This is a genomic window from Clostridium sp. CM74B_53, from assembly GCF_036318045.1.
Taxonomy (GTDB): domain Bacteria; phylum Bacillota; class Clostridia; order Lachnospirales; family Lachnospiraceae; genus Pilosibacter.
Genome location: NZ_JAWQDE010000021.1, coordinates 38,545 through 52,057 on the forward strand (window position 1 = coordinate 38,545; position 13,513 = coordinate 52,057).

At 50.0% G+C, this 13,513-nt stretch carries 9 protein-coding genes; 7 read left to right on the forward strand and 2 right to left on the reverse strand.

The features are described 5' to 3' along the window. Window positions 1–156 precede the first annotated feature (156 nt). The 5 genes from V2546_RS14320 (at window position 157) to sdaAA (ending at window position 6,690) form a co-directional block, all read left to right on the forward strand. Window positions 157–2,118 (forward strand): aconitate hydratase, encoded by a 1,962-nt coding sequence (locus tag V2546_RS14320; RefSeq protein WP_118727771.1) that lies wholly within the window; start codon window positions 157–159, stop codon window positions 2,116–2,118. Window positions 2,119–2,484: 366 nt separating this feature from the next. After that, on the forward strand, window positions 2,485–3,483 hold the full coding sequence (locus tag V2546_RS14325; RefSeq protein ID WP_329752673.1) for an FAD-dependent oxidoreductase: 999 nt from the start codon (window positions 2,485–2,487) through the stop codon (window positions 3,481–3,483). 74 nt (window positions 3,484–3,557) lie between these two features. Beyond that, window positions 3,558–4,856 carry a C40 family peptidase gene (locus V2546_RS14330; RefSeq protein ID WP_021905497.1) on the forward strand — a complete coding sequence of 433 codons (1,299 nt, stop codon included), beginning with the start codon at window positions 3,558–3,560 and terminating at the stop codon, window positions 4,854–4,856. Between the two features lie 260 nt (window positions 4,857–5,116). After that, the gene (gene sdaAB, locus V2546_RS14335; protein ID WP_021905496.1) at window positions 5,117–5,794 is read left to right on the forward strand and encodes an L-serine ammonia-lyase, iron-sulfur-dependent subunit beta; all 678 of its coding nucleotides are present in this window, start codon (window positions 5,117–5,119) and stop codon (window positions 5,792–5,794) included. A gap of 14 nt (window positions 5,795–5,808) precedes the next feature. Beyond that, window positions 5,809–6,690 (forward strand): L-serine ammonia-lyase, iron-sulfur-dependent, subunit alpha, encoded by an 882-nt coding sequence (gene sdaAA / locus V2546_RS14340; RefSeq protein WP_329752674.1) that lies wholly within the window; start codon window positions 5,809–5,811, stop codon window positions 6,688–6,690. A 140-nt stretch (window positions 6,691–6,830) separates the two neighbouring features. On the opposite strand, the gene hpf is transcribed toward sdaAA, so the two are convergent. Further along, window positions 6,831–7,358, reverse strand: a complete 528-nt coding sequence (hpf, locus tag V2546_RS14345; protein ID WP_118533617.1) for a ribosome hibernation-promoting factor, HPF/YfiA family — start codon at window positions 7,356–7,358, stop codon at window positions 6,831–6,833. 1,213 nt (window positions 7,359–8,571) lie between these two features. Between hpf and secA the strand changes: the two genes are divergently transcribed. Next, window positions 8,572–11,148, forward strand: coding sequence for a preprotein translocase subunit SecA (gene secA, locus V2546_RS14350; RefSeq protein ID WP_118533619.1), 2,577 nt, complete (start codon window positions 8,572–8,574; stop codon window positions 11,146–11,148). Window positions 11,149–11,240: 92 nt separating this feature from the next. Next, the gene (prfB, locus tag V2546_RS14355; protein WP_118299253.1) at window positions 11,241–12,380 is read left to right on the forward strand and encodes a peptide chain release factor 2; all 1,140 of its coding nucleotides are present in this window, start codon (window positions 11,241–11,243) and stop codon (window positions 12,378–12,380) included. A gap of 301 nt (window positions 12,381–12,681) precedes the next feature. Here the strand turns inward: prfB and V2546_RS14360 are convergent. Further along, window positions 12,682–13,513, reverse strand: an 832-nt coding sequence (locus V2546_RS14360) for a transposase (protein WP_329752675.1), incomplete at its 5' end; no start/stop codon positions are given.

Below are 13,513 nucleotides of genomic sequence, written 5' to 3' on the forward strand. Positions count from 1 at the left end.
CGGCTGCCGATGATATGATGAGACCAGATCAAAAGTAATTTGAGCGTGATCGGCGCCGCAAAATTTCAGAAAGTCAGAGTCGGCAGATCGTGCAGATGAAGAAGAAAATAAAAAAGTGAAAACAGCAGTTATGAAGATTGTGATGGAGGTTTTACCATGGGAAAATCATTGACCAGAAAAATTATCGAGTCCCACTATGTTTCCGGCAGCATGACTCCGGGCGAGGAAGTTTTTATTAAAGTGGACCAGACCTTAACCCACGACATCAATGCCGTTATGACATACCTGGCATTTGAAGCGATCGGACTTGACCGGATCCGCACGGAGTGCAGTGTCAGCTACCTGGACCACAACCTGCTCTATGTGGACAATAAGACGCCGGATGACCATATCTACTTACAGTCTGCGGCAAAGCGTTTCGGTGTCCATGTCTCCAGACCGGGAAACGGGATCTGCCATGCGGTCCATGTTGCAAGATTCGGAATTCCGGGAAAGGTCAGCATGGGCGGTGACAGCCACACTCCGCACGGCGGCGCGATCGGCATGCTCTGTATCGGAGTCGGCGGAATGGATGTTGCGACTGCAATGACCGGTGTTCCGATGCGCCTCACCATGCCGCGTGTCGTGAAGGTAAATCTTACCGGTTCCTTAAAACCCGGCTGCAACCCGAAGGAAGTCATCTTAAAAATGCTCCAGCTCGTCACGATCAAAGGCGGACTTGGAAATGTATATGAGTATGTAGGACCAGGCGCAGCAGCTCTGGAGGTCCCGGCGAGAGCCACGATCGCCAATATGGGTGCTGAGATGGGTGCGACAACCTCGATTTTCCCGGCGGATGCGCAGGTGAAAAAGTTCATGACTGCGCAGGGACGCGGCGACCAGTATGTGGAAATGCTGCCGGACGAGGATGCGGAATATGATGAATGCATTGACATCAACTTAAGCGAGCTGGAACCGCTGATCTCATGTCCACACCAGCCGGACAACGTCATTCCGCTAAAGGATGCAGAGAAAAAGCGCGTTCAGCAGGTATTTATCGGAAGCTGTACGAATGCGAGCTATGCAGATATCGCAAAAGCTGCTCTCGTGTTCAAAGGACATCATGTCAACGATGACGTGAGCTGCACCTGTGCGATCGCTTCGAAACAGACTTACCGTGAGCTGATGCGTGACGGCTATATCGATATGCTGCTCGCAGCAGGAGTCCGGATCCTTGAGATCGCATGCGGCCCGTGCTGCGCGATCGGCCAGACACCGGCAACAGACGGAGTCGCTGTCCGCACTTCCAACCGGAACTTCAAGGGACGCGCCGGAAATCCGACTGCGAAGATCTACCTGGTAAGCCCGGAAAGTGCCGCTGCGACTGCGATTATGGGAACATTTGCGACCGCAGAGGACATCATGGGCGAGAACGTGAAGATCCTCGGCGAGATCAAAGAGCCGGATCAGTACATTGTTGACGATTCCATGATCATTCCTCCGCTCTCCGAGGAGGAAGCGAAAAAGGTTGAGATCGTCCGCGGACCGAACATCAAGTTCCTTCCGGTGCCGGAAGCTCCGACCCAGTATCTCTGTGCACCGATCAGCTTAAAGGGGCGTGACAACATCTCGACGGATGATATCACCCCGGCCAGCGCGGAATTCTCCAGCATGCGTTCCAATATTCCGCTGATGTCCCAGTACTGCTACCACCGTTATGATCCGGAGTTTGCGGCACGTGCAAAGGCGATGGGAAAGAGCATCATTATCGGCGGCGAAAACTATGGCCAGGGATCTTCCCGTGAACATGCGGCCATCAACCCGATGTACCTCGGCGTCAAAGCGGTAATCGCAAAGAGCATCGCGAGAATCCACAAGGGAAACCTTGTAAACCACGGCGTGATCCCGATGTTATTCGAAGATCCGGCCGACTACGACCGTCTTGACCAGAATGATGAGCTGGAGTTTACGGATCTGCTCGATCAGATCCCGACAAGATCCATTCTCATCAAAGATAAGACGAAAGACTTCACCTTCCGCGCACGCCTTGACCTTACGGATAATGAGATCGCAGTTGTGCTGAGCGGCGGCCAGCTGTCCTTCTTAAAGAAGCAGCTTGCGGCGGAAAGAGAAAAATAAACAGCTGGAAAATTCCCTGAATGCAATGGTTTCGTCCCATCCCTCTGTACTTCAACCAGGGACGGACCGTTACAGATAAATATGCTGCAGGATGCAGCAAAGATACCTTCAATATCCTTTAATACCCCAAGTGAATTGATCAGGATGTAGAAAAACGCAGTCGTACTCCCTCGTATGGCTGCGTTTTTCTGTATTTTGCCACAGGAATGCCACTTAAATTTCAGTGAAACTGATTGTATAATAGATATATATGGTGCTATACTATACAAGGCGTATTTTTGTGTTTTGTGACCGCCTGGTGCGGACATGAAGAACAGGATGTGCGGAAAATGTATCACATATATCGATTCTGAGATTGGAGGCATCATGGAACAGATTTATGATCTGATCATTATCGGTTCCGGTCCGGCGGGACTCGGGGCTGCGATCTACGCAAAACGCGCGGAGCTTGAGACACTCGTGATCGAAAAAGAGAGGATGAGCGGCGGACAGGTGCTTACAACATATGAGGTAGACAATTATGCCGGACTTCCGGGGATCGGCGGCTTTGATCTCGGAATGAAATTCCGGGAACATGCCGATAAGCTCGGGGTGGAATTCGCAAAAGATACCGTACAGAAGATCGAAAGTGCGGAGTCCGCAGATGCATCCGGGAAGGAAGAGGAGCAGGAACTCCTGACGGCAGCAGAAGCCGGGGCGGAGCGCCCGCCTGTGATCTATCAGGTTGTCTGCAAAAAGGAGACGAGACTTGCGAGAGCGGTCATCATCGCTTCCGGGGCGCATCACAGAAAGCTTGAGATCCTGGGAGAGGCGGAGTTTACGGGAAAAGGTGTTTCCTACTGCGCGACCTGTGACGGTGCGTTTTTCCGGAAAAAGACGACTGCGGTGATCGGCGGCGGGGATGTTGCCCTTGAGGATGCGATCTTCCTCGCGAGACTCTGCGAGAAAGTCTATGTGATCCACAGAAGAGACGAGTTCCGGGGAGCGAAGAGTTTACAGAAGCGTCTGATGGAGCTTCCGAATGTGGAGATCCTGTGGGATACAGTCCCGGAAGAAATTGTCGGAACAGATAAGGTGGAAACACTCAGAATTTTAAATAAGAAGACCGGGGAGAAGAATGACCTGGCTGTGGACGGCGTGTTCGTCGCGGTCGGGATCACCCCGAACAGTGAGAGATTCAGAGGATCCGTGGAGATGGATCCGGCGGGATATATCGCAGCCGGCGAGGACGGAAGGACAAATGTTCCGGGAATCTTCGCGGCCGGGGATGTCCGTACAAAGGCGCTCCGCCAGATCGTGACGGCGGTGGCGGACGGCGCGAACTGCGTCGCATCGGTGGAAGCTTATCTGAACGGGCAGAATTAAGTATATCGACAGCTTTTGACAGGATGCAGAATTAAGACGGGATTGCCGGTAATTGACAGGAGAAAAGAAAAAGAATGAACAGAGCAGGAAGAATCATCGCGGTCTGCGGGCTGAGCATGGCGCTCATGATGCCGCAGGCTGCTTATGCGGCTGAGACGCTTTCGGTGCAGGTGAGCGCCAGAGAGGGGATCACGACCGTTGGAAATAAACAGTCGGCTTACGATAATGTGGCGATCTCCCACGTGAGCAACTATGTAAATATCCGTTCTGAGGCGAACACCTCCAGCAGTATTGTCGGAAAGATCTACAATAACTGTGCGGCGACGATCCTTGCAACGGTGGACGGAGAGGGAGGAACCTGGTATCAGATCCAGTCCGGTTCCGTTAAAGGTTACATAAAATCAGAATATTTTATTACCGGTGCTGAGGCTGAGAAGATCGCAAAGAATGTGGGAACTGTATATGTCACAGTCAGCGCGGACGGTTTAAATCTCCGCGAACAGCCGAATATGAACAGCGCGGTCCTCACGACACTTTCCAAAGATTCGGAATATCTGGAAGTGAAGGAAGACGGCGATTTTATCGAGATCCAGGTCGATGAATCCCTGAGCGGATATGTTCATAAGGATTATGTCACACAGAGGGTAGAGTTCAAGCAGGCGGTCAGCGTTGAGGAAGAAAAGCAGAAAGCTGAGGAGGCTGCCCGGATCAAGAAAGAGGCGGACGATGCGATCGCAAAGGTTGAGGAGCTGAAAAAGGAATCTGGACAGAGCACGGAAAATAAGGACACTCCGTCAACCTCGATCGGTATGATCGCGCAGAATCCGAATGCGGACAACGGAACGACGAAGGAGCAGACGAACCAGAGCAGCCAGGGCAGCACAAGCCAGAATACCGGCAATACGGCAGGTCCGGGCGGTGACGGCAGTAATACTTCCACAGGCAGCAGTACGGGAACCTCCGGAAGTTACCAGGATACCCAGAACGGACCGGGAAGTGCGGTATATGATTCTGCAGTCCGCACAGCGATCGTGGCTTATGCGAAACAGTTCCTCGGAAATCCGTATGTATACGGTGGGACAAGCCTGACAAACGGAGCGGACTGTTCCGGATTTACGATGCGGATCTTTGAGCATTTTGGAGTTTCCACCGGACGTACTTCGAGAGATCAGGCATCGAACGGAAAGCAGATCTCCCTGTCTGAGATCCAGCCGGGTGACCTTCTGTTCTATGCGAGTGGAAAGACGATCAACCACGTTGCGCTCTATATCGGCGATGGAAAGATCATTCACGCCAGCACGTCAAAGACCGGTATTATTATTTCCAACGCGTATTACAGAACGCCGGCGAAGGCGGTTACGTTCCTGAATTAAGGCACTCCTGCCCGGAGACTTGCCGCTGGGAGTTGTCGGGAATAGAGAGAAGAACAAGCGAAGAATTACAGCAGGAACTATAAAAAAGAAACGATAAGGAGCTGTGGAAAAACAGCTCCTTTTTGTGTATAATAGTGGATAGTGCAGTATGTAGAAAAAGAAAAGCAAAACGGCAGCTGCGTTTTATAATCCAGCGCTGCGTATTTTCCATGCAGCATCATGGCCGTTTTGCGAAAAATACAGGAAATGAGGAAACAGGTATGAATGAGATCGGAACGTTCGATATTCTCGGACCGAATATGATCGGACCGTCAAGCTCTCACACGGCGGGAGCGCTGAGGATCGCCTTTATCGCCGGAAAAATGGTGGAGAAACCGGTGTCGGTGCGCTTTGTTCTCTATGGCTCTTTTGCGCGCACGTACCATGGGCACGGCACGGACCGGGCGCTGGTCGGCGGTATCTTAGGGTACCATCCGGATGATGAGAGGATCCGCGATTCGTTTGAGTACGCGAAGGAGGCGGGACTCCAGTTCAGTTTTGAGGAGAATTTTACGGACAAGGAGATCTATCCGAACACGGTGGACATCTATGTGAAGGATGAGAACGGGAATGAGATGTCCCTGCGCGGAAAGTCCATCGGCGGCGGAAATGCGGTCATTACGCGGTTAAATGGCGTTGATGTGGATCTCACCGGAAATTACAGTACGATCGTAGTCCAGCATATCGACAAGAAGGGAACGCTTGCATTCGTGACGGCAGTTTTAAGTGCATACGACTTAAATATCGGCTCCCTGCGCCTCTACAGGGAGAGCAAGGGCAAGATGGCCTATGCGATCATTGAAGTGGACACGACGGTCTCAAACCAGGTGGTAAACGCTCTGCGCGGCTTTGAGGCGGTCAAAAATGTACTTTTGGTTCCGGCGATCAATCTGGACTGACGGGAGGGAAAACGATGAATTTTACAAATGGAGCAGAACTTTTAGAGTACTGTGAGAAAGAAAAGAAAACGATCTCCGAGGCGATGTTTGAGCGGGAGACGACCTTCCTGGAGCAGGATCCGCAAAAGACGAAGGAAAAGATGAAAAAGGCATGGTCGATCATGCAGGCGTCGGCGAAAAAGCCGTTGAAGGAGAACATCGTCAGCATGGGCGGCATGATCGGCGGGGAGAGCCGGAAGCTGCACACACTCCGGGAGAACGGAAAGAATATCTGCGGGGATGTGGTCTCAAAGGCGATCGCTTACGCAGTGGGAGTTCTCGAGGTCAATGCCTCCATGGGACTTATCGTGGCGGCACCGACCGCAGGATCTTCGGGAGTGATCCCGGGAGTTTTCTGTTCGCTGCAGGAAAATTTCGGATTTACGGATGAGGAGATCTGCAAGGTGCTGTTCAATGCGGCGGCAGTCGGCTACCTGATCACGAGAAATGCAACAACGGCAGGAGCGGAGGGCGGCTGTCAGGCGGAGGTCGGAGCGGCGAGTGCGATGGCGGCGTCCGCGGCCGTGGAGCTTCTCGGAGGAACTCCGGCACAGTGTCTCGATGCGGCATCCTTTGCGATCGTGAATATTTTAGGACTCGTCTGTGATCCGATCGGAGGACTGGTTGAAAATCCATGCCAGAACCGGAATGCGATGGGCGCTTCGAATGCGCTGATCTCAGCAGAACTCTCCATGGCCGGGATCCGGAGCATCACCCCGATCGATGAGACGATCGGAGTCATGTATGCGGTCGGACGTTCGATCCCGTCGGAGCTTCGCGAGACATCCCTCGGCGGGATGGCAGTCGCGAAGAGCGCATGTGAGGCGTGCGCGGCGTGTGCAAAAAAGAAGAGATAAAAGAAGACAAAGAACAGGCGATAACCGATTTCAGATCAGGTACCGCCTGTTTTTCTACTGATCCGGAGAACCGGTCACTGTACGATGATCCGTATCGGTGCCGTTATCCGGTGATTCATTCTTATGAAATTTCAGAACACTTAGAACTCCGGCTCGATCAGTCCGTAGGAGTTGCCTTTTCTCTTGTAAACAACGTTTACTTCGTTTGTATCTGCGTTGAGGAACATAAAGAAATTGTGTCCTAAAAGTTCCATCTGTACGCATGCCTCTTCAGCATCCATCGGTTTCATCGCGAAGCGTTTTGTCTTTACGATATTAACGGTTTCTTCCTGCTCTGCTTCTTCCTGAAGGAAAGCTTCGCTGAAAGCTAATGCGCTCTGTTTCTTATCGACGATCTTGGTTTTATATTTCTTGATCTGGCGCTCGATGATCTCTTCTACAAGATCAACGGATACGTACATATCGCTGGAATCCTGTTCAGCACGGATAATGCTGCCTTTGACAGGAATCGTAACCTCTATTTTCTGACGTCCTTTCTCTACGCTTAATGTTACCTGTACTTCTGTATCAGGAGAAAAATAGCGCTCCAGTTTTCCTAATTTACTTTCCACGGCATCTTTTAAGCCTGGTGTAATGTTGATATTTTTTCCGCTGATTGTGTAACGCATAAAATCAACTCCTTTGTTTGGGATGGCTTAAGTATAACACAAAATTCTGTAAAAGACAACTAAAATACACAAAAAATGAGAAAATTTCAAAAGGTAAAAAAAGGTGTATAAAAGCTCAAAAGCTAGATAAAGTCTTCCGGGTTTGTCAATGGGATCGGGCAAAAAAGTTGTCGGAAATGTAAATTTTATGAGATGTTCACAAAAATAAAACAAATATAAAGAGAGAGTAAAATCCACCGGTGGGGAGGAAAAAACCTGTGGATAATGTGGATAACTTGGTGTATAACTGCGAAATAGCGTGAAATCGGCATTTTTCGAGGTGGACAACTTTCCACATAATTTTGGTGGATTAGTGTGGATAAAGTGGATAACCGGAGAATCGAATGTATGGTTTGTGCAAGTTGTACAGTCTGGGGGAAATGGGGGAATCATGGAGGAAAAGCTGCGGGAAGAGGATGCCGGAAGGGGAGAAGATGGGAAAAATGATAGGGGAGGAAAATATCTGAATTTTTGGAAGTGTGTGGGAAAGGGGCACAGTTTTTAAGTGGAAAATGGTTTGGCAGGAATTTGGGGAGAAGAGATTGCGGGCGCTGGGGAGTATCTGCGGGCCGGTGAGATTCCGGGCAGAAGCACCGGAGATCCAGGGAGGGTTCCTCTAAGCTTGCGTGCGACTGCTAAGGGCGGAGAACGAGGAACACAACTCGCTTCGCTCAGACAAGTGTTCCTTGTTCTCCAACGCAGTCACCCGCGAGATAAGAGAAGCCATCTCCCCGGATCAATGTGCTCCCGCCCGGAATCTCACCGGTCCGCTGCCACAGTGGTAGTAAACCGCGGCGAGTGCATGTGCTGCTACGGTTTCGGGAGCTCGTTGGTCTGCTGCCCGTAGAGGTGTTCAGCCGCGACAACATGCTTGGGAGTCGCGCTTGTTTGCTGGAGGCGACATTAATTTGTAAATTTATAAAGTACCGTCCTTAAAAATAAGAGATTTATGTACGAATTGTTAAAATTAAATGAAGTCATTGAATAAAAGCCCGGAAGGTGTTAAAATATTAAGGATTGTACGATGCAGTCGTATGCGGTCATGTGAAAAGTGCCGCAACATAGAAGAAAAGGCATCGGATAGAGATTGAAACAGTGTATGTGGCTGGATTTTCAGTTGAAAGCCTGGGGGTAGCCGCATGTGGATATTTATTTATATAGGAGAACAAGCAGAATGAATTTTGTTGAAAAAATATTTGGTACGCACAGTGACCGGGAATTAAAGTATATTTACCCGATCATCGATAAGATCGAGAAACTGCGCCCGACCATGCAGGCGATGTCTGATGACGAGTTAAAGGATCAGACGAGAAAGTTCAAAGAGCGCCTTGCTGCAGGAGAAACGCTCGACGATATTCTGCCGGAGGCATTTGCAACTGTCAGAGAGGCAGCAAAGAGAGTCTTAAATATGGAGCATTACCCGGTACAGCTCATCGGTGGTATCGTCCTTCATCAGGGACGTATCGCAGAGATGAAGACAGGTGAAGGTAAAACTCTTGTTTCCACCTGTCCGGCATATTTAAATGCCCTCTCCGGTAAAGGCGTCCAGATCGTAACGGTCAATGATTACCTTGCAAAGCGTGATGCTGAGTGGATGGGACAGGTTCATGAGTTCCTCGGCTTAAAGGTCGGAGTGGTATTAAACTCCATGACTTCCGAGGAGAGAAAAGCAGCTTACCAGTGCGATATCACTTATGTGACGAACAATGAGCTCGGTTTCGATTATCTTCGTGACAATATGGCGATCTACAAAGATCAGATGGTACTCCGTGACCTGGACTACTGCATCATCGATGAGGTCGACTCCGTATTGATCGATGAGGCGAGAACCCCGCTTATTATTTCCGGACAGAGCGGAAAGTCCACAAAGCTCTATGAGGTTTGCGATGTCCTTGCAAAGCAGCTGGTCCGCGGTGAGGAATCCGGTGAGTTTAATAAACTCAACGCCATCATGGGCGAGGAGATCACTGAGACCGGTGATTTCATCGTAAATGAGAAGGAGAAAGTCGTAAACCTGACAGAACAGGGTGTGAAGAAGGTCGAGGCATTCTTCCACATCGACAACCTTGCAGATGCGGAGAACCTTGAGATCCAGCACAACATTATCCTCGCACTCCGTGCACACAACCTCATGTTCCGCGATAAGGACTATGTGGTCAAGGATGATGAGGTCCTGATCGTCGATGAGTTCACAGGACGTATCATGCCGGGCCGTCGTTACTCCGACGGTCTCCACCAGGCCATCGAGGCGAAGGAGCATGTAAACGTCAAGAGAGAGTCCAGAACTCTTGCAACGATCACATTCCAGAACTTCTTTAACAAGTACGCGAAAAAAGGCGGCATGACCGGTACAGCCCAGACTGAGGAGAAAGAGTTCCGTAATATCTACGGCATGGACGTTATCGTGATCCCGACAAACCGTCCGGTAATCCGTAAGGATCTTGATGATGCTGTATATAAGACAAAGAAAGAGAAATTCCACGCAGTTGTCGAGGAGATCGTAAAGGCACACGAGAAAGGACAGCCGGTCCTTGTCGGTACGATCACGATCGAGACATCTGAGATGCTGAGCCAGATGTTAAAGAAGCGCGGAGTTCCGCATAAAGTATTAAACGCGAAGTATCATGAGCTGGAAGCTGAGATCGTAGCGGACGCAGGTGTTCACGGTGCGGTAACGATCGCGACGAACATGGCAGGCCGTGGTACCGATATCAAGCTTGACGATGAGTCCAAAGCACTCGGCGGCTTAAAGATCATCGGTACAGAGCGCCACGAGTCCAGACGTATCGATAACCAGCTCCGCGGACGTGCAGGACGTCAGGGTGACCCGGGTGAGTCCCGCTTCTATATCTCCCTTGAGGATGACCTGATGCGTCTCTTCGGTTCCGACAAGCTGATGAGCATGTTCAATGCACTCGGTGTTCCGGAGAATGAGCAGATCGAGCACAAGATGCTGTCTTCCGCGATCGAGAAGGCACAGCAGAAGATCGAGACAAACAACTACGGTATCCGTGAGAACCTCTTAAAGTATGATGAGGTCAATAATGAGCAGCGTGAAGTCGTATACGCTGAGCGCCGCCAGGTACTTGACGGTGAGAACATGCGTGAAGTGATCATGAAGATGCTCAACGACGTTGTCGAGGGCGCTGTGGACATGTCCATCAGCGACGAGCAGACTCCGGAGAACTGGGGATTCAAGGAATTAAATGATCTTCTTCTTCCGATCATTCCGTTAAAGCCGATCGAGCTGACAGAAGAGATCAAGAAGATGAACAAAGATGAGTTTAAGCACATGTTAAAAGAGCTTGCGACGAAGTTCTATGAGTCCAAGGAAGCAGAATTCCCGGATGCAGAGCAGGTTCGTGAGATCGAGCGTGTGGTACTTTTAAAGGTTATCGACAACAAGTGGATGTCCCATATCGACGATATGGATCAGCTCCGTGAGGGAATCGGCTTACAGGCATACGGCAACCGTGACCCGCTCGTTGAGTACAAGATGAGCGCATACGAGATGTTCGATGATATGACTGCGGCGATCCGTGAGGACACGCTCCGTATTCTCTGCCATATCCGTGTAGAGGAGAAGGTCGAGAGAGAGCCGGCAGCCAAGGTTACAGGTACAAACCGTGACGATTCCGCGGCAAAAGCTCCGCAGAGACGCCAGACCCAGAAAATCTACCCGAATGATCCGTGTCCGTGCGGATCCGGTAAGAAATATAAGCAGTGTCACGGAAGAAAACCGCTGGCATAGAGACGGCAGCCGGAAAGATACTGAAATGTTACTGGTCAGCGCAAATTCTTGCGCTGACCTTGTTAAATCATTATTAAGAAAGGGCAGAGTCAATGGTTGAGTTAGACCAGTTTAAATACACCTTGTCCACATATGAAACTCCGTTAAAGGAGGTTCGTGATTCCCTGAATCTGGAGGCAAAGATCAGAAGGATCGATGAGTTGGACAAGACCATGGAAGAGCCGAGCTTCTGGGAGGATGCAGAGAAATCTACGAGACTCGTGAAAGAAGCGAAAAACTTAAAGGACACGGTCGCAGAGTACAACAAGCTCCAGAATCAGTATGAGGAGATCGGACTGATGATCGAGATGGGGTACGAGGAGAATGACCCGGCGATCATTCCGGAGATCCAGGAGATGCTCGACGAGTTCACTTCTGAGCTCGATGCACTTCGTCTGCGCACACTTCTGACCGGAGAATATGACAATAACAATGCGATCTTAAGACTGAATGCCGGAGCGGGCGGAACCGAGTCCTGCGACTGGTGCAGCATGTTATACCGCATGTACTGCCGCTGGGCAGAGAGAAAAGGCTATCAGGTCGAGGTCCTCGATTTCCTCGACGGTGAGGAAGCCGGTATTAAGTCGGTAACGATCCAGATTAACGGTGAGAATGCTTTCGGCTACTTAAAGTCCGAGCGCGGCGTTCATCGTCTCGTAAGAATTTCTCCGTTCAACGCGAACGGAAAGAGACAGACCTCCTTCGTATCCTGTGATGTTATGCCGGATATCGAGGAAGATCTGGATATCGAGATCAACCCGGATGACCTGCGGATCGATACCTACCGTTCCAGCGGTGCCGGCGGACAGCACATCAACAAGACGTCATCTGCAGTCCGTATCACCCATATCCCGACCGGCGTTGTTGTCCAGTGTCAGAATGAGCGTTCCCAGTTCCAGAATAAGGACAAGGCAATGCAAATGCTGAAAGCGAAACTGTATATGTTAAAGCAGCAGGCAAATGCAGAGAAGCTCTCCGACATCCGCGGCGATATCAAAGATATCGGATGGGGCAGCCAGATCCGTTCCTATGTACTCCAGCCATACACGATGGTAAAAGACCACCGGACCGGATTTGAGAGCGGAAACGTAAATGCGGTGCTCGACGGCGGACTCGACGGATTTATCAGTGCCTACCTGAAGTGGGAGAGCCTTGGACGGCCGCAGGTGAAGGGCGGACAGGACGTAGAATAGATCCGGAAGAATGACGGATGGACGGAAACAGATCCATACGAAACGATGGAATGGCCGGGCAGCCGGTGATAGATCAAAAAGGAATCAGATAAAGAAAATTAAGAAAGTGCGTCAGATGATGGAGAAATTCATTGTCTGGCGTACTTTTTTTAGAAAATTCCCTGGAGGTTCCTGTAAAGTGACATACTCCCACCACTTAGCTCACGCTTGAAGTGGGGGCTTCTCGTTCGATTCCCCCGTTGGGCAAAGCATTCACGAGCGATCCCCGTGTGTCCCACGGTTCTTTTGGACTGATATCTTTTTATGATGCTTTTTCGCTCTTTTCCAATATGATCCCGGATATTCTCAGCCCTTCCCGGCAGATGTTGACCGCCGCATTTTCATCACGGTCCATCCGGTTTCCGCAGCTGCAAAGATATACCCGCTCTTCCAGTTTCAGATCATGTTTTATTTTTCCACAACAGCTGCATGTTCTGGAACTGGGATACCAGCGGTCGATGCGGACAAGCTTCTTCCCTTCCCGTTCCAGTTTATACTGCAAAAAATCTGTGAACATTCTCCAACCGTTGTCATGAACACTTTTTCCAAAATGATGTTCCCCGCTCATCGTCTTCAGATCCAGATCTTCGATACATACGATATCATAGAAATTGGTTATCTTTCTTGATTCTTTATGCAAGTAATCTTTTCTCTGGTGAGCGATATGTGTATGGATCCGCGCCACTTTTTTCTGTTGTTTTTTGTAACGATTGCTCCCCTTCCGGCAATGACTCAGTTTTCTCTGCGCTTTCGCCAGTTTTTCCTCGCTGTTTCTGAAATAGTGCGGATAACCTACATGTTTTCCATTGGAATCTACATATAGTTCTTTCATGGAAAAATCGAGTCCGACGGCCTGCCTTATGTTCCTTATTTCCACCGGCTTTTCTTCACAAAAATACAGAAGAGAAACATAATACCGCCCATCAGCTTCCATACAGACGGATGCACCTTTCAAGCAGGCATCTTCCCGGATCTTACGATGCTGCCGGATCCGGATCCAGCCTGCCTTTGGGAGCTTCAGCTTCCCATCTTTTAACAGGATATTTCCATTTACACTGTTTGTGGTATAGCTTTTAACAGGATTCTTTTTTGAC